Genomic DNA, 23,534 nt, shown 5'->3' on the forward strand with positions numbered 1-23,534 from the left:
GGCGAAAGGAATAAATATTCCGAGGCATCTTTGAGGGGAGCACTCATGTCCGCCATCCCAGCGCTATCCCAGCGCCGACGCCTTGCCCCGCTGTCCCGGGCGCTGCTGCTAGCCGTGGCCTTGTCGGCCGGGCCGGCATTCGCACTGTCGCCATCGTCGCCGCCCGCAGCCACGGTCGCGCCGAGCCATGCCGGCATCATCGGGCTGGAGGAGCGTTTCCTCGCGCCGCAGCACTGGATCGCGCAGCTGCCCAACCCCAATGCGGTGATCCTGGATCGCGCCGGCATCGACGCACAGAACGCGCGCATGCGCCAGCTCGACGCCTCCATCCACGACCTGCAGGCATTGCCAGCCAACCTGCCCCGCGCGTTCGTGCAGGAACAGATCAACAGCATCTCCCGCGCGCCGACCCGCCCGCTGTACGACGCACAGGGCAAGCAGATCAGCGCTGCACAGTTGAAGACGGTCAGCGACAACCTGGCATTGGCCAGCGTTCCTGCCACGCGACCGCTGCAGTACGGCCTGGTCGTACACCGCGCCGCGCTGCGTGCCTTCCCAACCGAGCTGCGCGTGTTCAGCACGCAGGGTGACACCGACATCGACCGCTTCCAGGAGTCGGCGCTGTTCCCCGGCGACGCGGTGGCGGTGCTGCATGAAAGTGCGGACGGCAAGTGGGTGTTCGTCACCAGCGAGCGCTACGCGGCGTGGATGGAAAAACGTTTCGTCGGCGTCGGTAGCGCCGAGCAGGTGTTTGGTTACGGCAAAGCCGCCGAACACCGGGTGATTACCGGCGCCACCGCGCGCACCGTGCATTCGCCGGAAGCACCGCGCGTGTCGAACCTGCAGCTGGAAATGGGCGTGCGCGTACCGGTGCTCAGCGACTGGCCGGCAATGACCCCGGTCAACGGCCAGCAAGCGCACGCCAGCCACGTCATCCAGTTGCCGGTGCGCAATGACGACGGCAGCCTGGCGCTGGTGCCGGCCCTGTTGCCGCGCTCGCAGGACACCGCGGCCGATTACCTGCCGCTGACCCAGGCCAACCTCATCACCCAGGCCTTCAAGTTCCTCGGCGAGCGTTATGGCTGGGGCCATTCCTACGACACCCGCGACTGCAGCGGCTTCGTCTCCGAGATCTACCGCAGCTTCGGCGTGCTGTTGCCGCGCAATACCAGCGCGCAGGCAATCAGCCCGGCGCTGGATCGCGTCGCCTTCAGCGACAAGGACAGCAAGGCCCAGCGTGATGCCGCCATCGGCAACCTGCAGGTCGGCGACCTGATCTACATTCCGGGCCACGTGATGATGGCCATCGGCCAATCCAACGGCATGACCTGGGTGATCCACGACACCTCCGGTGGCAGCTGGTTCGACGCCAGCGGCAAGCGCGTACACGCCAGCCTCAACGGCGTTTCGGTAACCCCGCTGCAGCCGATGATGGCCAGTGACACGGCCAGCTACATCGACCGCATGACCAACATTCAGCGCATCCGCCCACAAGCGACCAAATGAAGATCACCGACATCGAACTGGGCATGCTGCGCGTGCCCCTGAAAACCCCGTTCAAGACCGCGCTGCGCACTGTGGAGACCATGGAAGACGTGGTGGTGCTGATCCGCACCGACACCGGCCACACCGGCTACGGCGAAGCACCGCCGACGGCGGTGATCACCGGCGACACGCACGGCTCGATCATTGAAGCCATCAACACCTTCATCAAGCCGCGTTTGATTGGTGAGGACATCGCCAACCTCAACCGCATCTGCGGGCTCATCCAGTCTTCGCTGGAGCGCAACACCAGCGCCAAGGCCGCGGTGGAAATCGCCGTCTACGACTTGTGGGCGCAGCTGCACGGCGCACCGCTGTACCAGATGCTCGGTGGCGGCGATCCGGTGATCACCACCGACATCACCATCAGCGTGGATTACATCGACAAGATGGTGTCCGACTCGCTGTCGGCACTGGACCGCGGCTTTGAGTCGTTGAAGATCAAAGTAGGCAAGGACATCGGCCTGGATATCGAACGGGTCAAGGCAATCCACGCCGCCGTCGAAGGCCGTGCACTGCTGCGTCTGGACGCCAACCAGGGCTGGACCGCCAAGCAGGCGGTGTACGCGATGCGCGAGCTGGAAAACGCCGGCGTGATTCTGGAGCTGCTGGAGCAGCCGGTGAAAGCGGCCGACATCGCCGGCATGAAGTACGTGACCGAGCGCGTCAACACGCCGGTGATGGCCGACGAAAGCGTGTTCAGCCCGAACCAGGTGTTCGACCTGATCCAGCAAGGCGCGGCGGACATCATCAACATCAAGCTGATGAAGACCGGCGGCATTTCCAATGCGATCAAGATTGCCGACATCGCTTCGCTGTACGGCGTGCCCTGCATGATCGGCTGCATGCTGGAATCCAGCATCAGCGTGGCTGCGGCGGTGCATCTGGCGGTAGCCAAGGCCGGCGTGATCACCAAGGTGGATCTGGATGGCCCGTCGTTGAGCCAGTTCAATCCGGTGGAAGGCGGCGTGATCTTCAACGAATCGGAGATCAGCATCACCGATGCACCGGGGTTGGGCATCGTGGAGGTACGTGGGCTGGAGATGATCAAGCCGTGACCGCACCGGCGACAGCACGCTGCACAGACGCAGTCGCTGTCGCTGCCCCGACGCGCGCCAGAAGAACTGAAACAGCACCTGCCAACGCAGGTGCTTTTTTGTTTTGGGGCAAAGCCGCAACCGCAGCAACCCATCGCGAAGCCGCAGCTTCTGCCCCCTCCCTTTGGCGAAGCCAAGGGGAGGGTTGGGGAGGGGTGCAGTTGCTCGGCTTTGGCTTTGGCTTTGGCTTTGGCTTTGGCTTCGGCCGTTGCCGTGGCTCTGCTCCACCGGGTTCCCTTCCGCAGCGACGGAGCCGACGGACAAGACCCCGCAGGGGCGGCGTGCATGGATGTACGTCGTTTTTCGACGAGACAGGGATGTCTCGTCGAAAAATCCCGGCGGCGCAGTGGACCCGCGACGCGCAGCGGCGTGGGCGCGGAGGCAGGGCGTGCTTTCTTTTGGTTAGCTTTTCTTTGCACGAGCAAAGAAAAGTAACTCGCTCCCCGAAGGGGAGTGAAAGCCCTTGTCTCTGCTTCTGTCGTTCCGAAGCAGGAGCGCAAACCGAAGCAGGAGCTTTCGCCCCCCTTCGGGGTGCGAGCGCACCTTTCTTTGCTTGTGCAAAGAAACGTGGCCCAAAGAAAGCACACCCTGCCTACGCGCCTTCCGCGCTGCGCGCTACAGGTCCACTCCACTGGCAGGATTTTTCGACGAGACATCCCTGTCTCGTCGAAAAACGACGCACATCCGTGTGCGTCGCCCCGTTCGGGGTCTTGTCTGCCAGCTCCGTCGCTGCGGAAGGGAACCCGGTAAAACCAGAGCAACAGCAACAGCAGGAGCAGGAGCAGGAACAACAGCAAGGACAACAGCAGAAGCAACAGCGAGAGCTACCCCTCCCCGGCCCTCCCCTGCGCTTTGCGCAAGGGAGGGGGCTGGAGCAAGTCCAACAGCAACGGCCAATGCAACACCACCGCCCCCACCCGCACCACAACCGCCCGCAATCCCTTAGAGTCGCCACCGGACAACCGACAGCCCGCCCATGCCACCCCTGCTGAAAATCCGCTCAGAACGCGAACAGATGTCGGCCATCGAACGGCGTATCGCCGACTTCATCCTCGACAACGCCCACCTGCTGCGCGACTACTCCTCGCAACAACTGGCCAATGCCTTGGGCATCAGCCAGTCCAGCGTGGTCAAGTTCAGCCAGAAACTCGGCTTCAAGGGCTACCCGGATCTCAAGTATTCCGTCGGTGCCGCCGTCGCCCTGACCGGCAATGGCGACACCACCGACTGGCCGCCGGAAGAACAACCCGGCGGCTACCTGCAGGCCGCAGAAACCCTGCGCCGCGCCAAAGCGGCGGCCGAAGAAGAAACCATGGTGGCCAACCCGCAGGCCGATGTGGAAGCCGTGATCGCGCTGCTCGACAACGCGCCCAAAGTCTTCATTTACGGACTCGGCGATGACGGCCTGTACGCGCGTGAATTCGCGATGCGGTTGTCGCTGCTGGGCATTCTCACCGTGCAGCACGCCGATCCCATCCTGATGACCGCCAACCTGTCGGCCGCGCGTCCTGGCGATGTGCTGCTGGTGTTTTCCGAATTCGGCAAGTTGCCGCAGCTGTGGCAGCTGTCGCGGCAGTTCCAGGAAGTCGGCGGAAAAGTGGTGTCGATCACACGCCACACTGCCAACCCGCTGCGTGCGCACGCCGATGCATCGCTGGCCATCTGCGCGCATGATCCGCAGCCGCCCATCGCGCAACTGTTGTACCGTTGCTCGCTGCAATACCTGCTCGATTTCGTGTTCGTGCTGCTGTGCCAGTCCAATCCGGACAAGCAACGCCAACTGGCCGTGAACCAGGAACGCATCCAGCACTTGATCGACAACTGATCGCCGGAGCCGCCGCCGTGTCTTCTTTTTCCCGTTCCACCACACGGCACCGGCTGCGGGTCACACCTTGAGCATCAGCCGCGTGCGCAACCACCGTCCTTCTTACCACTTTCAGTAAACGCCTCTGCCCATGACCGCCAGCACACCCGCTTCCCGTTTCACGCTTTCCGCACCGGTCAAAGTGCTGATCGCCTTGGTGATCGCTGCGATCGTGGGCTTATCGCTCACCGCCTACGACCAGACACTCGCGCTGAAAGTCGCCGACGTGGTGCGACCGATCGGCCGGCTCTGGCTCAATGCGCTGCAGATGACGGTGGTGCCGTTGGTCACCGCACTGGTCATTGTTGGCGTCAACACCGCCAGCAATGCAGCGGCGTCCGGGCGTACGGCACGCAACGCGATCATCGTGTTTCTGGTGCTGCTGGTGGGTTCGGCCGCGTTCGCTGCGGTGATCACACCGGCATTGCTGGACCTGCTGCCGCGTGATGCGGCCACCATCCAGACATTCCGTGAGGCACTGCATTCGCCGACCACCGCCGCCACGCCCCTCAGCGCCGCGCAGTGGATCGGCTCGTTGATCCCCAGCAATGCCATCTCCGCGGCGGCATCGGCGGCGATGCTGCCGCTGGTGGTGTTCGCCATGTTCTTCGGCTTTGCATTGAGCCGGCAGGAGGCCGACCGTCGCGACCGCATTCTGGACATCATCCGCATCATCGCCGACACCATGATCACCATCGTGCGCTGGGTGCTGTGGGCGGCGCCGGTGGGCGTTTTCGCACTGGTGCTGGTGGTCTGCGCCGAAGTCGGCATGAGCGTGCTCGGCGTGCTCGGCTATTACATCGTGTTGATGTGCGTGATCTACATCCTGATCACGCTGCTGCTGTACGTGGTGGCACGCGTCGCCGCCGGTGAGCCGCTGCGTCGCTTCGCCAGCGCGCTGGTGCCGGTGCAGGTGATCGCCGGCAGCACGCAGTCCTCGCTCGCCTCCTTGCCGGCAATGATCGACAGCGCGCGCAACCGGCTCGGTTACCCGGCCGCATTGACCGCACTGGTGTTGCCGATGGCGGTGTCGCTGTTCCGCATCACCAGCCCGGCGCAGTACATCGCCGTGGCCAGCTTCATCGCCTGGTTGTACGGCATTGACGTGCACGCCTCGCAGTACGCGGTGGCGGTGTTGCTGGCGGCGGTCATCAGCATGGGCTCGACCGGCTTGCCGGGCCAGGCCAATTTCATGACCAACAACCTGCCGATCACGCAAAGCCTCGGCCTGCCGGTGGAACCGCTGGGCGTGCTGTTGGCGGTGGACACCATTCCCGATGTGTTCTGCACCATCGGCAACGCCACGGGCGGCGTGACCGCCACCGGCATCGTTGCCCGGCACACGCGCGCAACCGAGCAGGACGATCCCGCGGAAAGCTGAAACACGCCGGGACGTTGAAATGCAGAAGGGCGGGAGCTGTGCTCCCGCCCTTCCTGTTTTACGACTACCGCATGACGCTTATTCCTGCGGCGGCAACGGCGGCAGCGGGGCGTCGCGATAATCCGCAGCATCGGCTGCCATCAGGTCACGCGTGTTCTTCTGCACCGCCACGGCACCAAACAAGGCCAGCGCATAGGCCATGCCGTAGAAGCCCTTTTCGCTGAGCATCAGCGTCGCGTTCCACAAGCCGACCACCAGCAACAGCAGCGCCGACAGCAACGCGAACCACGCCAGCGCGTAGTACAGACCACTCACCGGCACGCCTTCCACCCGGTCACGCACACTCTTCTGCAGCGACACCGCTGCAAACAGACCAAACAACATCACCGCCAGGTAGTAGCCCTTTTCGTTGAGCAGCATCTCGGCGTTGAACAGGCCGATGAGGTAGGACGCCGCGCCCAGCAACAGCGCGCACCACGATGCGGCAATGAATGCTGCGGACGGTCGGTTGGCTTGCTTGTTCATTTCGATTCCTTTCCTTGGAGACAAAGGCACCACCGATGGCGCCCGGGCGACCACGGTAGGTGATTGCGGAAAAATCTCCTACCCCAAACGGACAGCAAATCTGACCGCCATGCTGTAAAAAAGCCACTTGGACATCGCTTCCCCGCATCCGGAGATCCTCATGGCCCGTCCCCTTCTGCTTTCCATGACGCTGGCGCTTGCGCCGGTCCTGTTCACCAGCGCCTGCTCCGCCGGCCCGGCAGACCCCGCCGCCGAAGCAGCGCTGAAAGCCCCGCAATGGCCGTTCACCGCCACGGAAACCGCCCGCTTCAACGAGCCCTGGGCGATGACGTTCCTGCCAGACGGCAGCGCGCTCATCACCGAGAAAGCCGGCAAGCTGATCCACTTCGACCCGGCCAGCGGCAAGAAGCAGGAGATCAGCGGCGTGCCGGCCGTGGCCTATGGCGGCCAGGGCGGCTTGGGTGATGTGATCGTGCATCCGCAGTTCGCCAGCAATGGGCTCGTGTATTACAGCTATGCCGAAGAAGGCGAAGCTGACACCCGCGGCGCGGCCGTCGCGCGCGCCAAGCTGGTACTCAATGCCGATGGCGGTGGCCAGCTCAGCGATGCGCAGGTGATCTGGCGGCAGACGCCGAAGGTCAGCGGGCGCGGTCACTACGGTCATCGCATGGCGTTCGGCCCGGACGGCAAATTGTGGATCAGCTCCAGCGAGCGGCAGAAGTTCGATCCGGCCCAGGACATGACCAGCAATCTGGGCAAGATCATCCGCATCAACGACGACGGCAGCATTCCGACTGACAACCCGTTCGTCGCACAGGGCTCGCCGGCCGATCAGGTGTGGTCACTGGGTCACCGCAGCGTGCTCGGCCTGGCCTTCGACGGCAACGGCAAGCTGTGGGAGCACGAAATGGGCCCGAAGGGTGGCGATGAGCTGAATCTGATCCAGCGCGGCGGCAATTACGGTTACCCCATCGTTTCCAATGGCGACCATTACGACGGCCGCACCATCCCCGACCACGACACCCGCCCGGAATTCATTGCCCCGGTGGTGACCTGGCGCCAGGTGATCTCACCGGCCGGTTTCATCATCTACACCGGCACGCAGTTCCCGCAGTGGCAGGGCAGCGGTTTCATCGGCGGGCTGTCGTCCAAGTCGCTGGTGCGCGTGGCGTTTGACGGCGACAGCGCACGCGAGGCCGAACGTTTCGACATGGGCAACCGCATCCGCGAAGTGGAACAAGGCCCGGATGGCGCGCTGTGGCTGCTGGAAGACGGCAGCGAGGGCCGCTTGTTGAAGCTGACGCCCAAGGCCGGCTGAAGCAACACACCGCGGCAGGAGCGGCCTCGGCCACGAAGCACGCAACGCTTCGGGCACATCGGCTTCGCGACTGAAGTCGCTCCTGCGCAACAACGCACACTCTGGCTGCAGGAGCAGCCTTGGCCGCGAAATGTGCGCGGCTTCCGGCGTATGCGATCTGGATAGAAACAGGTTTGCGGATGCTGCGATCAGCGATGACAGGGCGATTCACACATCGCCTGCTTCGCGGCCAAGGCCGCGCCTACGCCGTCACCTTATTCGCCCAGCAACTCGAACGTCACTGCTTCACCGCTTGCCGATGACGCGCAGGCCCACACGTCGAACAAGCCCGGCTCGGCGCGGAACGCACCGTCCACGCCGGTGAAGGCAAGCTGCTCGCGCTGTAGACGGAACTGCACCTGCTTCGATTCACCCGGTGCCAAGGCGATCTTGCGGAAGTCTTTCAACTCGCGCACCGGACGCACGCGGCTGGCGACACGGTCATGCACATACAGCTGCACCACCTCCTCGCCCGCGACCGTACCGGTGTTGGTGACGGTGGTACTGATGACCAGCTCGCCGTTCCAATCCATCTGCGGCGTGCTCACGCGCGGCACGTCATAGGCGAATGTGGTGTACGTCAGGCCGTGACCAAACGCATACGCCGGCGCGTTCGGAATCTCGCGCCAACGTGACTTGAATTCGGTGATGCCCGGCAACTCCGGGCGGCCGCTGCGCGGGTGGTTGTAGAAGAACGGCTGCTGCCCCGACGCCAGCGGAAAACTGATCGGCAAGCGCGCCGACGGGCTGTAGTCGCCGAACAACACATCGGCCACCGCCGGGCCGGTCTGCGTGCCGAGATACCACGTCACCGCGATGGCCTGTGCATCACGCACCGCGCCCTGCAAGGCGAGTGCGCGACCATTGCGCAGCAACACCACCACCGGCGTGCCGGTGGCGGCCACGGCATCAGCCAGCGCCTGCTGTGCGGGCGGCAACGTCAGCTCCACCCGCGACTGCGCTTCACCGGTGTACCGCTGCGGTTCGCCCAGCGCCAGCACCACCACATCGGCGCGCTGCGCGGCGGCCACGGCCGCGTCGATGCCGCCATCGATCGGCGCTTCAAGCGCGCAACCGGGCACGATCTCCAACACGGATTCGTCGTCCAACGCGCCGCGCACGCCGCTTTCCAGCGTGACGTATCGCGTCTTGTCGCCGAACAGGGTCCAGCAGCCTTCGATGTTGTCGCGGTCCTGCACGAACGGCCCGATCAGCGCGATCTTCTGCCCGCGCTTGCGCAACGGCAGCACCGCGTCGTCGTTCTTCAGCAGCACGATCGAACGGCGTGCCGCATCACGCGACAAGGCATCGTGTGCGGCGATATGCGACTGATCGGCTTCGCGCGCCGGGTCCAGCGAACGATACGGATCATCGAATAGTCCAATCGCTTCTTTCAGCTGCAGCATGCGCCGCACCGAGGCATCGAGCACCGCCATCGGCACCTCGCCCGCTGCCACCAAGCCGGCCAGATGCTGGTCGTAGAAACCACTCTGCATGCTCAGGTCCAGGCCCGCCATGAAAGCCTTGCGGGTGGCGTCCACTTCATCGGCGGCGTAACCGTGCGCGATCAATTCCATGTCGGCGGTGTAGTCGGAAACCACCACGCCCTCGAACTTCCATTCCTCACGCAGCAGCTCGGTGAGCAGCGCGCGGTTGGCGCTGGCCGGCACCCCGTTGATGTCGTTGAAGGCGCTCATCACCGCCAATGCACCGGCCTCCAATGCGGCCTTGAACGGCGGCAGATGGGTGTCGCGCAAGGTCTGCGGCGCGATGTCCACCTGCGCGTATTCCATGCCCGCCGCCACCGCACCATAGGCGGCGAAATGCTTGGGCGTGGACAGCAACGCGTCGTCGGCCTTCAGGTCGTCGCCCTGGAAGCCGCGCACGCGCGCCACGGCAAACGCCGTGCCCAGCACCACGTCTTCGCCGGCACCTTCGGCACCGCGCCCCCAGCGTTGGTCGCGGGCGATATCCACCGCCGGTGCGTACGTCCAATGAATGCCGGCGGCGGTGGCTTCGATGGCCGTGGCGCGCGCGGTGCGTTGGGCCAGGTCCGGTTCAAAGCTGGCCGCTTCGCCCAGCGGAATCGGAAACACCGTGCGCATGCCGTGAATGACATCGGCCGCCAGAATCACCGGAATGCCCAGGCGGCTCTCTTCCACCGCCACCTGCTGGATGCGGCGTCCGGCTTCCGCACCGACGCCGTTGAACAGTGAACCCACCCGGCCGGCGCGCACCTGCTCCAACACCTGCTCGGCGTTGCGCATATTGGCGTCCGGGTTCACGTCGGGGGCGAACGGGCGAACCATGTCGGCGAACACGCCCAATTGGCCGACCTTCTCTTCGACGGTCATCCGGGCGATCAGCGATTCGATACGGTCTGCAGCCACCGACAATCCTTACTCAAATGAAAACGTTTGCACGGCGCGGATTCTAGCGCCCCCGCCGTGAAGCACGGGCAGGGGGGGGCCTAACCGTGCAGGGTGGCTCCGTTCCATCCCGCACCGTTGCCGGAAAGACCCCGACACCGCCTGGCTACGCGCGGTTACTCGCGCAGCTCGCGCAGCTCGCGGGCGCGCATCAGCATCGCGTCGCTGGACTCCTGGAACACGTTCAGGCCGAACTCCGGCAGGATCGCCAGCAGGTGATCGAACACGTCGGACTGCGTCGCTTCGTAGTTCGCCCACGCCGTGGACGAGGTGAAGCAATAGATCTCCAGCGGCAGGCCCTGCGGCGTGGGCGCCATCTGCCGCACCAGCAAGGTCATGTCCTGATGGATACCGGTGTTGTGGCGCAGATAGCGCTCCACATAGGCGCGGAAGGTGCCCAGGTTGGTCAGCCGGCGTGCATTGACCTCTTCCGGATGATCCTGCGCCACCTGCGCGTTCCATTGCTGCAGTTCCTGCTGCTTGCCGGCCAGGTAATCGTCGAGCAGTGCGAACTGGCTCAGCCGCTGCAGCCCATCACCATCCACAAAGCGCACGCTGTGCTGATCCAGGTAGATCGAGCGCTTGATCCGCCGCCCGCCCGATTCCTGCATGCCGCGCCAGTTCTTGAACGACTCGGTCACCAGCTTCTTGGTTGGAATGGTGGTGACGGTCTTATCCCAGTTCTGCACCGTGACCGTGTGCAGCGCGATGTCGATCACGTCGCCATCGGCGTTCTGGCTGGGCATTTCGATCCAGTCACCAATGCGCACGCGGCCATCGCCGCTGATCTGCACGCTGGCCACCAGCGACAGAATGGTGTCCTGGAAAATCAGCATGAATACCGCCGTCGCCGCGCCCAGGCCAGTGACCAGATGCAGCAGCTCCACGCCCACCAGAATCGCCACGATCGACAGGCCGGCAAACACGAACACCACGATCTTGACGACCTGCAGGTAGCCCTTGATCGGCTTGTTGCGGGCGTCGGCGCGGCGTTCGTAGAAATCGTTGAAGGCGTCCAACGCGTGCGACACCGCCATCGCGATGGTCAGCACCGTCCACGCATGACATAGCGCCTTCAAGCCGTTGACCAGGCCCGGTGGCAGCTCCGGCACGATGCTCAAGCCTGCGGCAAGCACCACCGACGGCACGATGTTGGACAGCCGCGCGATCACCCGCAGCGGCTGCTTGGCGTTGTGATTGGGGCCGGAGAAGCGTTCGATCATCGAACGCAGGCCTGCAAGCAGAATGCGCTTGGTGACGAAGTTGGCCAGCCACGCCACCAGCACCAGCGCGGCCAGCGCCACCGCCGGGTACGCCATCGGATACGGCGCCAAGGTGTTTTCCAGCTCAGCCAGCCAACGGATTCCCATTACCGCCATCAGTGTTCATTCCTCTTGTTTCAATGGTTCGTCGCGGCCGCTGCAACTGGCTGCCGCGAGGTGTCACGCACGCACCGGCCGATGGGCTGCACACCGTGCCGCCCGCCAGGATCACTGCGTGAAATTATTCGACAGCGCGCGAGCGCTCGATGATCACACCCACCGCACGCGCACCGCGCACTGCGCCGGGCTTGCTCAGCTTCAAGCGCAACCACTGCACGTTGAACTCGTCCAGCACGATCTGCGCGCAGCGCTCGGCCAGCGTTTCCACCAGGCCAAAATCGGAAGCGCGTACGAATTCCATCAAGCGTTTGCTGACGGCTTTGTAGTTCAGGGTGTGGGCGATGTCGTCAGTCGCCGCCGGCTTGCGGTTGTCGAAGCCCATTTCCAGGTCGAACACCAGCGTCTGGCGGATACGCCGTTCCCAGTCGTAGATGCCGATCAGGGCGTCGATCTCGAGCCCTTCAATAAATACTTTGTCCATGTAAAGCGGGGAACCGGAATTGGAGAACAGGGAATGGTAAGTGCAGGGGCGTTAAAAGCGGGGGATCACACTCACGAACCCACATTCCCCGCTCCCTGCTCCCCCATTCCCTGCGCTTACTCGGCCACCAACGGCGGCAACAACGCCATGTCCCAACGCGGGGTGACCTTGACCTCGGCCGGGCTGCGTTGGCCGGCCTGCAGCCGCAACGCACCGGCAAAGGCGATCATCGCGCCGTTGTCGGTGCACAGCTCCGGGCGCGGGAAACACACCCGGCCGCCACGGCGCTGCGCCGCTTCCTGCAGCTTGGCGCGCAGGCGCTTGTTGGCGCCGACACCGCCGGCCACCACCAATACGTCGCAGCCGGCCGCATCCAGCGCGCGGCCACACTTGATGGCCAGTGTATCGACCACCGCATCCTCGAAGCCGCGCGCGATGTCGGCGCGGGTCTGCTCGGTCTGGTCGCTGTCGCGCCAGGCCAGCAGCACCTGGGTCTTGAGCCCGGAGAAGCTGAAATCCACGCCTGGGCGGTCGGTCATCGGCCGCGCGAACTTGAAGCGCCCCGGCGTGCCGGCTTCGGCCAGACGGGCCAGCTGCGGTCCGCCCGGATACGGCAAGCCCATCATCTTGGCAGTCTTGTCGAAGGCTTCACCGGCCGCGTCGTCGAGCGTCTCGCCCAGCAAGCGGTACTTGCCAATCGCGTCCACCGCGATCAGCTGGGTATGCCCGCCGGACACCAACAGCGCCACAAACGGCGGCTCGGGCGGGTTGTCTTCCATCAGCGGCGCCAGCAGGTGGCCTTCCATGTGATGGACGGCGATGGCCGGCACATCCAGCCCCCAGGCCAGCGACCGTGCCACCCCAGCGCCCACCAACAAGGCACCGACCAGGCCGGGACCGGCCGTATAGGCCACTCCTTCAATGTCAGAGATGGCGATGCCCGCTTCGTCCAGCGTCTGTCGGATCAGCGGCAAGGTCTTGCGCACGTGATCGCGGCTGGCCAGCTCAGGCACCACGCCGCCGTATTCAGCATGCAGCGCGATCTGGCTGTAAACCGCATGCGCACGCAGCGCCGCAGCGCCGGAGAGGGCCGTGTCATAGACCGCTACGCCGGTCTCATCACAGGATGATTCAATGCCGAGAACTTTCATGGGGCCCATTGTGGACCTCTCCCGCCGCCCCGCAAACCCCGGGGGACTTGCACCCATTTTCAAAGGGACTATAATGCGCGGCTCGCCGGGCGTGACCCGGTTTCATTGTGTCCCGGAGATTCCATGCCCAGCGTTAAAGTCCGCGAGAACGAGCCTTTCGAGTTTGCTCTTCGCCGCTTCAAGCGCACTTGCGAGAAGGCCGGCGTGCTGGCCGAAACCCGCAAGCGCGAGTTCTACGAAAAGCCGACCCAGGAACGCAAGCGCAAGGCCGCTGCTGCCGTCAAGCGCCAGCTGCGTCGTTCTTCGCGCGACGTCACCAAGCGTCAGCGCCTGTACTGATCGGACGCAACTCCTGAACGGGGGGCTCCGGCCTTCCGTACTTGAGTGAAAGCCGGCACGCGCAAGCGTAGCCGGCTTTTTGCGTTCCCGACATAACTGAATCCGCCATTCAACCCGCAATCCGACCCCGACATGAGGTGATCCATGAGCATGAAGCAACAGCTGACCGATGACATGAAGGCCGCCATGAAGGCAGGCGAAAAGCACACCCTGGGCGTGATCCGCCTGATCAACGCCGCCATCAAGCAGCGTGAAGTGGACGAGCGCATCGAGCTGACCGACGCCGACGTGATTGCCGTGCTCGACAAGATGGTCAAGCAGCGCAAGGACTCGGTCACCCAGTTTGAAGCGGCCAACCGTGAAGACCTGGCCGTGATCGAGCGCGACGAGATTGTCGTGATCGAGCGCTACCTGCCGGCCAAGATGGGCGAAGCCGAGATCCAGGCCGCCGTCGCCGCCGCCATCGCCGAAACCGGCGCGGCCAGCGCGGCCGACATGGGCAAGCTGATGGGCGTGCTCAAGCCCAAGCTGGCAGGCCAGGCCGACATGGGCGTGGTCTCCAAGCTGGTCAAGCAGGCCCTGGGCGGCTGATCCAGCCGCACCATTGCCGCATGCGACAAGGCCCGCCTCAAGCGGGCCTTGTTGTTTCCAGCGCCGTTGCACACACGCAGGAGCGGCCTCGGCCGCGAAACCCGCAATCCGAGCGACCACGAGCTTCGCGGCTGAAGCCGCTCCTACGATCAAGGGGCTGACGGCAATACCAGCGACATGCCGGCCCCTCGAAAACCAGCCTTCACCCGCATAAAAGCCGCTTTCCACTACAACATCCGCATCCCCCCAACTTCAAAGGCGAATCCCTCCGCATGCAAGGCCGTACGTCCATCGATTCCCTGCGCTCGCGTTTCGACCAACTGCAACAGAGCCTGCCTGCCGCCCTGGTAAAGCGTTTCGTCGAGACCGATGTGATGACCCAGGCAGCTTCGCTGGCGTTCTACACGCTGCTCTCGCTGGCCCCCTTGCTGGTGTTGCTGCTGTGGCTGACTGCCTCGCTGTATCCGCCCGCACAACAGGCGCTGATCGACCAGATCGCTTCATTGGCCGGGCAAAGCGTGGCGGAGGTCGCACGGACGGTCATCGCCAATGCCTCGGCGCAGCCGGATCTGGGCTCGCTGGCCGGGCTGTGGAGCCTGCTGCTGTTGTTCATCGGCGCCACGGTGGTGTTCGCGCAGTTGCAGGCCGCGTTGAACCTGATCTTCCATTCCGACTCGCGACGCTTCGAGGGCCTTATTGGCTGGCTGAAGAAGCGCGTGTTCTCCGCCGGCGTGGTGTTGGCGCTGGGCTTCCTGCTGATCGTGTCGATGGTGGCCACCACCACACTGCAGGTGATCTTCGCGCACCTGCCTTCGGTACTGCCGGCGGTGGCCTACGTCACCACGGTGCTGCTGTACGCGCTGGGTTTCGCCTTCCTCTATCACTACCTGCCCGACCGCCCGGTCAGCTGGCGCCAGGCCTTCGTCGGCGGTGCGATCACCGCCGTGCTGTTCGTGCTGGGCCGCTATGGCATTGGCCTGTACATCGCCAACGCTGCGCCCGGCAGCGCTTACGGCTCGATGGGCACGCTGGTGATCATGCTGGTGTGGATCTACTACGCCAGCGTGGTGTTCTTTGGCGGCGCGCTGATCACCGCCGTGATTGATGAGCGGGCGCAGGCGCGCAGGGAGCAGGTGTTGTCGCCGGACGAGTCGCACCTTCCTGGCTGAGAGTTTTACCCCTCCCCAGCCCTCCTCTTCGCGATGCGAAAGGGAGAGGGCGAATCGACGGCGCCGCAAACTGATTGATCACCGGGAACAACTCCCTCCCTTGCGCCGAAGGCGAAGGGGAGGCCCGGGGAGGGGTGCCTTCGCCTTTGCTTTCGCCGCTGAACCGAGCACCCGTCCCGCCTCCACCGACGCGGGCTAGTACACTTCCCACCCATCCTTGTTGTGCCCCGCCCTCCGGCGGCGCTGTCCTTTGCCGCATGGCCCGACTCCCCGACGCGTTCATCGACGACCTGCTGGCCCGCACCGACATTGTCGAGGTGGTTGGCACGCGCGTGCCGCTCAAACGCCAGGGCAAGGAATATTCCGCTCGCTGCCCGTTCCATGACGAGCGCTCGGCGTCGTTCACGGTTTCGCCGACCAAGCAGTTCTATCACTGCTTTGGTTGCGGCGCGCACGGCACCGCGATCAGCTTTCTGATGAACTACGACCGCCTCGAATTCCTCGATGCGGTGGATGAACTGGCCAAGCGCGCGGGCATGGAAATCCCGCGCGAGACCAATAGCCGCACACCGCAGCAGCAGGACGACAGCCGCGACCAGTACTCGGCGCTGGATGCCGCCACCCGCTTCTTCCAGAAGCAGCTGGAACTCAGCGACAAGGCCCGCGCCTACCTTGACGGTCGCAACGTGGATGCCGACACCCGCGCGCGCTTCGCCATTGGTTACGCACCGGACGGCTACAGCGCGCTGAAGGATGCACTGGGCAAGGACGAGCGGCGCATGAAGCTGCTCGAGCGCGTCGGCCTGTTCTCCAAGAACGACCGTGGCCACGTCTACGACAAGTTCCGCGACCGGGTGATGTTCCCGATCTTCGACCGCCGTGGCCGCGTCATCGCCTTCGGTGGCCGGGTCATGGAAAAGGACGACGGCCCCAAGTACCTCAACTCGCCGGAAACCGCGCTGTTCCACAAGGGCCGTGAGTTGTACGGCCTGTGGCAGGTGCGCCAGGCCAACCAGAAGATCGAACGCCTGATCGTGGTCGAGGGCTACATGGACGTGGTCAGCCTGTTCCAGTTCGGCGTCACCCAGGCGGTGGCGACACTGGGCACGGCGACCACGCCCGATCACGCCGAGCTGCTGTTCCGCAACGCGCCGGATGTGTACTTCTGTTTCGACGGCGATGCCGCCGGACGTCGCGCCGGTTGGCGTGCGCTGGAATCGGTGCTGCCGCGCATGAAGGACGGACGCCAGGCGTTCTTCCTGTTCCTGCCCGATGGCGAAGACCCGGACACCATCGTGCGCAAGGAAGGCGCCGAAGCATTCGACGCGCGCCTGAAGCAGGGCACGCCGCTGTCGCAGTTCTTCTTCGATGAACTCAGCCGCGAGATCAACCTCGGCACGCTGGATGGCAAGGCGCGCCTGGCCGAACACGCCAAGCCGATGCTGGCGCAGATTCCCGACGGCGCCTTTGGCGACCTGATGAAGCAGGAACTCGCGCGCCTGACCGGCATCGGCAGCCGCAGCAGTGCCGCGCCTGCCGCCACGCGTGCACCATCGCGCGCCAGCGCCGCACCGGTCGCCAAACGCAGTCTGGTGCGCGCCGCCATCGCGATCCTGCTGCAGCAGCCGTCGCTGGCGATGACTCTGGAAAGCCACCACGCCATCGGTGGCCTGCGCCTGCCCGGCATCGAGCTGTTGCTGGAACTGCTGGAGCTGGTGCAGCAACGTCCGGACATCAGCACCGGCGCGCTGCTGGAACATTTCAACGAGCGCGAAGAACAAACCGCGCTGCACAAGCTGGCGGCCATGGACCTGCCCGGCGATGAAGCCAGCCTCGGACAGGAACTGCAGGACGCCATCAACCAGCTGGAAAAGCAGCTGCTGCAGCAACGTCTGGACGAACTGCAGGCCAAGCAACGCCAGCAGGGACTGGATGACACCGACAAATACGAACTGCGCGAGCTGCTCAAGGCACGCGCAGGCATGCGCTGACCCGAAGAGGAAGAGCACCATGACCGCCTACCGACCGTTCCTGCTGCTTCTCCTGCTCGTCTCCAGCGCCGCGTTTGCCGGCGAGACGACGCTACGTCAGCCACGACCAAACCTGATCACCGCCGGCCAGCCCAGCGCGCAGCAACTGCGTGATGCCGCCGCGTCCGGCGTCACCACCATCATCGATCTGCGCCAGCCCGATGAAGACCGCGGCTTTGATGAAGCCGCGCTGGCCGAACAACTCGGCCTGCGCTATGTGCGCCTGCCCATTGCCGGCGCCAGAGGCATCACCGACGACAACGCACGCGCATTGCAGCGTGTGCTCAAGCAGGACGATGGCACGACGCTGCTGCATTGCGCCTCGGGCAATCGCGCCGGTGCGCTGTTGTCGTTGATCCATGCACGCATCGAAGGCGCACCGCTTGATGCGGCATTGCAGTTGGGCCGCGACGCCGGCATGACCTCGTTGGAACCGGCCGCGCGCGCCGCGCTGGAAGCCAAGCCCTGACCTGATCACCCCGAACCACCCACGCCTCAGGAGGCCTCTGCCAATGACCCGCTGGTGGTCGCGACTGCGACCGGACAACTTCACCCTCGCCCTGCTCGGCACCGTGGTACTGGCCAGCGTATTGCCGATGACCGGCGCCGCCGCGCGCTGCTTCGATCACTTCACCGACTTCGCCATCGCCGCGCTGTTCTTCCTGCACGGCGCACGCCTGCCGCGCGAATCGATCATTGCCGGCATGCTGCACTGGCGCCTGCACATCGTGATCCTGGTCTGCACGTTCGCGCTGTTTCCGCTGCTGGGACTGGCGTTCAAACCCTTGTCTGGCACCTTGCTGACGCCCGAGCTGTACATCGGCGTGCTGTTTCTGTGCGCGTTGCCGTCCACGGTGCAGTCGTCCATCGCCTTCACCTCGATGGCCGGCGGCAACGTGCCTGCAGCGGTGTGTGCGGCGTCGCTGTCGAGCATCCTCGGCGTGTTCCTGACGCCACTGTTGATGACCGCGCTGGCCGGTTCGCAGGGCGGCATGGCCAACCCGCTGCACGCGGTGGGCGCAATCATGTTGCAGCTGCTGGTGCCATTCGTCGCCGGCCATCTGCTGCGGCCGTGGATTGCCAAATGGGTGGAGAAACAACGCGCGTTGCTGCGTTACACCGACCAGGGCACGGTGTTGCTGGTGGTGTACGCCGCGTTCGGTGAATCGGTCACCGACGGCCTGTGGAGCAAGACGCCAATCAGCTCCCTGCTCACTGCGGCGGTGGTGGCGGTGGTGCTGTTGGCCATCGCCATGCCCGGCATCACCTGGCTCGCTCGGCGGCTGGGCTTCAGTCGCTTCGATGAGATTCCCATCGTGTTCTGCGGCTCCAAAAAAAGCCTGGCTACCGGCGTACCAATCGCCAAGGTGTTGTTCGCCGGCGGCAGCCTCGGCGCCATCGTGCTGCCGATCATGATCTACCACCAGATCCAGCTGATCGTCTGCTCGGTGATTGCACAGCGGTATGCCCGCCAGAACACTCAATAGCCAGCACGACAGAAGCGACGTAAGCCACGACCACACATCCCGCGCTTGCATCTGCGGCCACCGCCGGAAAGACACGCAGTTCGGGGCATACACCGCCCCTGCCGGCTCACGCTATGGCATGGCTTCCCCAGCACCCAGCAACCGCGCCACGGTGAAGCGCGGCAACCACACCTGCAGGTCGTAGTTGCGATCATCAGCGTCATCACGCCTTGGTGAAGGACCACCGTAGGCAACCAGCGTGATACGGCCGCATCCCTGCCCGGGCCGGCAGCCCCAGATTTCCCCGCCGCGTGCACCAATGCGCACGTTGTAGACATCCAGGTCCTGCAGCAGCATCGTCATTGGCGGATACGCCAGGTAGCGCGGCTGCCTGCGCATGCCATGCACATTGCCCGTCAGCACTACCATCCGGCCATCGACTGGCAGCGCGGCGTAGCGTGCACGCAACTCGGTCGCCATCGCTGCATCCCGTGCACCGGCTTGGGCGGGTGTGGACGCCGCAGTTTGATCGAAACCAAACACCTGTATGTCGTTGCCTTGCCGACGCAGCTTTCGCATTGCGTCGATCAACCCCAACATCTCTTCACTTCGCCGGCCATCGTGGAAGCGGGTACTGGCGTTCCAGTAAGGTCTCGCCCTCAGCGCGGCCATCGCCATGACCCCTCCATCGGACTGAAGGTAGGCAGCCAGTGCCGGGCTCTCGGACGTAGGCAGCTCCAACGCCAGATGCAACGGCTTGCCGTCAGCGAGGTACGACTCCACCAGGGCCTGCACCAAGAGCGGTGTTTCATGGGTCCCGTGCTGCTCCCCAAGCACCACCAAGCGATGGTCTGCAGCGTGACGACGGATCTGCGACTCCGTCTGCTCTGCGTGCACCACTCCGATGCCCGCAAGCGCCATCAACAAGCCTGTAATCCGGTGAATCATGGCATGCATCCTTGCACCCTCACGTTTGTGCCAAAAGCAACACTGACAGCCGCAGGTGAGGGAATCAATGCACCGTGCCTGCGCTCGGCAGGATCGGCGCAAGTCGCAAAGCCACAAATGCATCCGCGTCCTGCGCTTGCATCTCCGACCGCAACAGGAAATATCCCCCGCTTCGCGGCTTGCGCCACTCCTACCGTTCGGCAATGAAAAGGCCGGCAATCGCCGGCCTTTTCATTGCTACCTGCCCCGGCTCACAGCCAAGGCATCAACCAGTGGTCGACCAGCAGGAAGGCGAACAGCGCCATCAGGTAGACGATCGAGTAACCGAACATCTTCATGTTGAACATTTCATCCGGCGGGTTCTGCATCTTCCATGCGTACCAGAGGAACACGAGGTTCAACACCGTCGCGCCGCCCAGGTAGAACATGCCGCTCATGCCGATGGCCACCGGCAGCAAAGTCACCAGCGCCAGCACCACCGAGTACGCCAGGATCTGCTTGCGCGTATGCGGCACGCCGTGGGTCACCGGCAGCATCGGCACGTCGGCCTTGGCGTAATCGGCACGACGGAAGATCGCCAGCGCCCAGAAGTGCGGCGGCGTCCAGATGAAGATGATCAACACCAGCAGCGAGGCATACGCCCAATCCGAGCTGCCCTGCATACCCGTCACCGCCGCCCAGCCCAGCAGCGGCGGCGTGGCGCCGGCCAGACCGCCGATGACGATGTTCTGCGAGGTCGCACGCTTCAGGTACACGGTGTAGATCACCGCGTAGCCAATCAGCGAGGCAAACGTGAGCACCGCGGTGATCACATTCACCCACAGCACCAGGATGGTCATCGACAGCGCGGTCAACGCGCCGGCAAACACCAGCACCTGGCGCGGCGATACCTTGCCCACCACCAGCGGCCGCCACGACGTCCGTGCCATCTGCGCGTCGATGCGCGCATCCAGCAGTTGGTTGATCGCCGCCGCGGCCGACGCCGCCAGCCAGATACCCAGGAAACCCAACACGCCCGACACCGCCTGCGCGGCGGTCGGCACTGTTGGAACGGCCAGAAACATGCCCACCAACGCGGTGAACACAATCAAGGCCACCACCTTGGGCTTGGTCAGATCCCAATAATCACGCCACGTCGTCTTCATGCCATCACTCCGGAGCGCGCAGTCGCGCCAGCAGCGTGACCAATACGAACAACAAGGCCACCGCACCCGCGCTGTGCAGCACGGCCACCAGCAGCGGCAGGGCCAGCTTGACGTTGAGCACGCCCAGCGTGACCTGCAGCAACACCAACACACCCAACGTGGTCGCCCAGTTGCGCATGCCCGGGATACGGAACAGACGCACCGACAGCACCAGCAGGTACAGCGAAACCACGATGGCCATCATCCGGTGCGCCATCTGAATCGCGATGCGCGAGGCACCGTCCAGCACGCCACCTTCATAGTCCACGCCGATGCCGCGCCACAGGGTGAAACCTTCGCTGTAATTCTGTTGCGGCCACCATTGGCTGACGCAACGCGGGAAGTTGTCCAGCGATGCACTGCCGCCGCCGCAAGCCAGCGCCGCGTAGTTGGAACTGACCCAGCCGCCCAGTGCGATCTGCAACACCAGCAACGCCACACCGGCGCGCAGCCACCAGCGCAGGCGCGAGGCCTCGGCCTGGATAAGCGGCAGGTTGGTCGCTTTCCACGCCATCCACACCAGCATGCCGAACATCAACATGCCGCCGAGTAGATGCCCCATCACCACGATGGGTTTGAGCAGCCACGTCACCGTCCACATGCCCAGCAATGCCTGGAACACCACCACCGCCAGCGTCAGCACCGCAGCGCGCGCCAGGTCGATGTTGGACCAGCGCAACGCTGCCAGCAGCAGGATCGCTTCACCCCCAATGGCCAACACGCTGGCGGCGACATGTTCACCGCGCATGTACAGCGGTATCGCCACCGCCACCAGCACCGAGGCGGTGACGATCTGCGCAATACCGCGCTTGCGTCGCCGTGCCGCCATCAACGCCAAGGTCAGCACCTCCACGCCGAGCAGGCCGGCCAGGAAGCGGTGCACCTGCTCACGCCAGGCCTTGTGGCTTTCCAGCGGACGGATCTCGCTGGCCACGTGCTGGGCGGCTTCCATCTGCGTCTGCGGCCAGGTGATGCGGCCATAGCAGGTGGGCCAATCCGGGCAGCTCAGGCCAGCATCGGACAGCCGCACGAACGAGCCGAACATGATCGTGCTCGCCGTCATGATCAGTGCGAACCACGCCAGGCGGTGGAAATTGCGGTACAGCGCCGGACGCGCAGTGGCATTCATCGAACGGGACTCACTTCAGTTTCAACAGCCTGGAAAGGTCGGCCCGCAATCCACCCGGTTCAAAACCCGGCGCATAGCGCAACACCACAAAGCCATTGGGATCAATCACATACACCGGGGTTCCGGCCGGGTCATCCACACCCGGCAACTTGGCCCGGAACGCGGGCTGGGCCTGCAGCACCTTAAGTGCCGGCATCGCCGCCACCTGTGCAGGGGGCGTACCCAGCCACAATATCTCGACATTATCGGCGTTATGGCCGAACAGCTGCCACACCTTGTCCAACTGCTGCGACAAAGTGACGCAGGCTGGCGCGCAATTGGCATCCGGCGCCAGCACGATGCGCCACATCCGTGCTTCCGGGTTCCAGGGGTAAGGCTGGCCATCGGCCAGCTGCAGCCGCTCGGCGCGCAGATCGACCGCCGGTTCGTACAGCTGGCCGTGATTGCGGGTGATCTGCGGCGTCCAACCGGAAAACCGCAGGATGCCGGCCAGCGCCATCGAGCCGAAGAACATGGCGAAGATCAACAACAGCACCCGACGGCCACGGTTGCGAACGGCGAGCTGGTCGGGCGTAAGGGCATTCATGCGTGGCATTTTCCCATGTGGAGAGAGGTTGAACGGGGAATGGGGCGTCGAAGCCTGCTGCGGACTTGCGGATCAGTGGTCAGGCAAGAACAAAAAAGCAGAAGCCGCGTAATTCGCAACGATCACCGCCCTCCACGTTTACGTCGCCGCCACTGCAACACGCAGGCAATCATCAGCACCGCCAGTGCCATGCCGAACCATTGCACCGCATAGCCCAGATGCCGGGAAGGCGGCAAGGTATTGGGCAGCAACTCCAGATCACGGGTGTAGCCCAGTGGCAACGCCGGATCCAGGCGCAGTACACGCGGTGCCAGTGCGGCCGGCGCCAAGCCAAGTTCGTGGGCGATGGCCGGCAACTCCACACGTGTGGCCAGCCAGATCTGCGCCTGCGGTGCGGCACTCATCGGCGGCCCCAGCGCCAGCCCCGACGACGGCGCGGGCGCCCACAGCCCTTCCAGCGCCCGCCAGCCTTGTTGCGGCGCCACCGCCGGCAACTCTCGGTCGGCCGGTAACGGCAACCAGCCCAGATCCACCAACACGGCCATGCCGTTCTGCGCGCGCGCGGCCTGGTACACCTTCACCCCGGCACGGCCGCCGCGCAGTTGGTTGTCCAGCAGCACCGTGCCAGGCAGGAACTGCAGCCGGTCGCGCAGCCAATGCAGGGAGTGCGGCGCGCGCATCGCCTCGTCCAGCGTCACCGCCAGCGCGCCGCTGGGCGGCAGCTGCGCCAGCAAGGCTTCTTTCTGGTGCATGCGCTGCAGCTGCCAGAGGCCGAAGCCGCAGAACACCGCGGCCACCAGCAATGCCAACAGCCACGCAAAAATTCCCGTGTGCTGTCGCGTCATGACAAGTGGCCCGGGAGCAGGTGATATAGCCGTGCCCA

General features: G+C 64.6%; 21 protein-coding genes. 11 read left to right on the forward strand and 10 right to left on the reverse strand.

The genetic code is table 11. From position 1 onward, the window contains the following. Positions 1 to 45: 45 nt before the first annotated feature. From ACREP4_RS14415 to ACREP4_RS14430, 4 genes are all read left to right on the forward strand, one after another. Complete coding sequence (locus ACREP4_RS14415) at positions 46 to 1,506, forward strand: SH3 domain-containing protein (RefSeq protein WP_431596873.1); 1,461 nt, start codon at positions 46 to 48, stop codon at positions 1,504 to 1,506. Beyond that, positions 1,503 to 2,600, forward strand: a complete 1,098-nt coding sequence (locus ACREP4_RS14420; protein WP_431596874.1) for a dipeptide epimerase — start codon at positions 1,503 to 1,505, stop codon at positions 2,598 to 2,600. The genes ACREP4_RS14415 and ACREP4_RS14420 overlap by 4 nt, the downstream gene beginning before the upstream one ends. Before the next feature lie 1,015 nt (positions 2,601 to 3,615). Next, positions 3,616 to 4,464, forward strand: coding sequence for a MurR/RpiR family transcriptional regulator (locus ACREP4_RS14425; RefSeq protein WP_431596875.1), 849 nt, complete (start codon positions 3,616 to 3,618; stop codon positions 4,462 to 4,464). A 130-nt stretch (positions 4,465 to 4,594) separates the two neighbouring features. Next, positions 4,595 to 5,884 (forward strand): dicarboxylate/amino acid:cation symporter, encoded by a 1,290-nt coding sequence (locus ACREP4_RS14430; RefSeq protein WP_431596876.1) that lies wholly within the window; start codon positions 4,595 to 4,597, stop codon positions 5,882 to 5,884. 78 nt (positions 5,885 to 5,962) lie between these two features. Here the strand turns inward: ACREP4_RS14430 and yiaA are convergent, their stop codons facing one another. Then, positions 5,963 to 6,409 (reverse strand): inner membrane protein YiaA, encoded by a 447-nt coding sequence (gene yiaA, locus ACREP4_RS14435; protein WP_431596877.1) that lies wholly within the window; start codon positions 6,407 to 6,409, stop codon positions 5,963 to 5,965. 160 nt (positions 6,410 to 6,569) lie between these two features. Between yiaA and ACREP4_RS14440 the strand changes: the two genes are divergently transcribed. Then, complete coding sequence (locus tag ACREP4_RS14440; protein ID WP_431596878.1) at positions 6,570 to 7,727, forward strand: PQQ-dependent sugar dehydrogenase; 1,158 nt, start codon at positions 6,570 to 6,572, stop codon at positions 7,725 to 7,727. A gap of 254 nt (positions 7,728 to 7,981) precedes the next feature. Here ACREP4_RS14440 and bglX read toward each other — a convergent pair whose 3' ends face one another. The 4 genes from bglX to tsaD all read right to left on the reverse strand — a co-directional run bounded on the left by bglX (position 7,982) and on the right by tsaD (position 13,209). Beyond that, complete coding sequence (gene bglX, locus ACREP4_RS14445; protein WP_431596879.1) at positions 7,982 to 10,156, reverse strand: beta-glucosidase BglX; 2,175 nt, start codon at positions 10,154 to 10,156, stop codon at positions 7,982 to 7,984. 155 nt (positions 10,157 to 10,311) lie between these two features. Further along, the gene (locus tag ACREP4_RS14450; protein ID WP_431596880.1) at positions 10,312 to 11,574 is read right to left on the reverse strand and encodes a mechanosensitive ion channel family protein; all 1,263 of its coding nucleotides are present in this window, start codon (positions 11,572 to 11,574) and stop codon (positions 10,312 to 10,314) included. A 124-nt stretch (positions 11,575 to 11,698) separates the two neighbouring features. Beyond that, positions 11,699 to 12,058 carry a dihydroneopterin aldolase gene (folB, locus tag ACREP4_RS14455; RefSeq protein WP_431596881.1) on the reverse strand — a complete coding sequence of 120 codons (360 nt, stop codon included), beginning with the start codon at positions 12,056 to 12,058 and terminating at the stop codon, positions 11,699 to 11,701. 116 nt (positions 12,059 to 12,174) lie between these two features. Then, entirely contained in the window at positions 12,175 to 13,209 is a 1,035-nt protein-coding gene (tsaD, locus tag ACREP4_RS14460; protein ID WP_431596882.1) for a tRNA (adenosine(37)-N6)-threonylcarbamoyltransferase complex transferase subunit TsaD, read from the reverse strand. 123 nt (positions 13,210 to 13,332) lie between these two features. Between tsaD and rpsU the strand changes: the two genes are divergently transcribed. The 6 genes from rpsU to ACREP4_RS14490 all read left to right on the forward strand — a co-directional run bounded on the left by rpsU (position 13,333) and on the right by ACREP4_RS14490 (position 18,825). Further along, positions 13,333 to 13,548, forward strand: a complete 216-nt coding sequence (rpsU, locus tag ACREP4_RS14465; protein ID WP_002808376.1) for a 30S ribosomal protein S21 — start codon at positions 13,333 to 13,335, stop codon at positions 13,546 to 13,548. Positions 13,549 to 13,692: 144 nt separating this feature from the next. Then, the gene (locus ACREP4_RS14470) at positions 13,693 to 14,139 is read left to right on the forward strand and encodes a GatB/YqeY domain-containing protein (RefSeq protein ID WP_431596883.1); all 447 of its coding nucleotides are present in this window, start codon (positions 13,693 to 13,695) and stop codon (positions 14,137 to 14,139) included. Between the two features lie 272 nt (positions 14,140 to 14,411). Then, positions 14,412 to 15,308: a YihY/virulence factor BrkB family protein gene (locus ACREP4_RS14475; protein WP_431596884.1), complete on the forward strand. Its 897-nt coding sequence runs from the start codon at positions 14,412 to 14,414 to the stop codon at positions 15,306 to 15,308. A 257-nt stretch (positions 15,309 to 15,565) separates the two neighbouring features. Beyond that, entirely contained in the window at positions 15,566 to 17,299 is a 1,734-nt protein-coding gene (dnaG, locus tag ACREP4_RS14480) for a DNA primase (RefSeq protein WP_431596885.1), read from the forward strand. A gap of 19 nt (positions 17,300 to 17,318) precedes the next feature. Continuing rightward, on the forward strand, positions 17,319 to 17,807 hold the full coding sequence (locus ACREP4_RS14485) for a beta-lactamase hydrolase domain-containing protein (protein ID WP_431596886.1): 489 nt from the start codon (positions 17,319 to 17,321) through the stop codon (positions 17,805 to 17,807). A gap of 43 nt (positions 17,808 to 17,850) precedes the next feature. Then, positions 17,851 to 18,825 carry a bile acid:sodium symporter family protein gene (locus ACREP4_RS14490; RefSeq protein WP_431596887.1) on the forward strand — a complete coding sequence of 325 codons (975 nt, stop codon included), beginning with the start codon at positions 17,851 to 17,853 and terminating at the stop codon, positions 18,823 to 18,825. A 111-nt stretch (positions 18,826 to 18,936) separates the two neighbouring features. Here ACREP4_RS14490 and ACREP4_RS14495 read toward each other — a convergent pair whose 3' ends face one another. The 5 genes from ACREP4_RS14495 to ACREP4_RS14515 all read right to left on the reverse strand — a co-directional run bounded on the left by ACREP4_RS14495 (position 18,937) and on the right by ACREP4_RS14515 (position 23,496). Beyond that, positions 18,937 to 19,752 (reverse strand): calcium-binding protein, encoded by an 816-nt coding sequence (locus tag ACREP4_RS14495; protein ID WP_431596888.1) that lies wholly within the window; start codon positions 19,750 to 19,752, stop codon positions 18,937 to 18,939. Positions 19,753 to 20,003: 251 nt separating this feature from the next. Further along, positions 20,004 to 20,897, reverse strand: coding sequence for a heme o synthase (gene cyoE, locus ACREP4_RS14500; protein WP_431596889.1), 894 nt, complete (start codon positions 20,895 to 20,897; stop codon positions 20,004 to 20,006). A gap of 4 nt (positions 20,898 to 20,901) precedes the next feature. After that, positions 20,902 to 22,065 (reverse strand): COX15/CtaA family protein, encoded by a 1,164-nt coding sequence (locus ACREP4_RS14505; protein WP_431596890.1) that lies wholly within the window; start codon positions 22,063 to 22,065, stop codon positions 20,902 to 20,904. 10 nt (positions 22,066 to 22,075) lie between these two features. Next, entirely contained in the window at positions 22,076 to 22,651 is a 576-nt protein-coding gene (locus ACREP4_RS14510) for a hypothetical protein (protein ID WP_431596891.1), read from the reverse strand. 122 nt (positions 22,652 to 22,773) lie between these two features. Continuing rightward, positions 22,774 to 23,496, reverse strand: coding sequence for an SURF1 family protein (locus ACREP4_RS14515; protein ID WP_431596892.1), 723 nt, complete (start codon positions 23,494 to 23,496; stop codon positions 22,774 to 22,776). Positions 23,497 to 23,534: the final 38 nt, after the last annotated feature.

Origin of the sequence: Stenotrophomonas sp., from assembly GCF_050737575.1 — a bacterium.
Taxonomy (GTDB): Bacteria; Pseudomonadota; Gammaproteobacteria; order Xanthomonadales; family Xanthomonadaceae; genus Stenotrophomonas.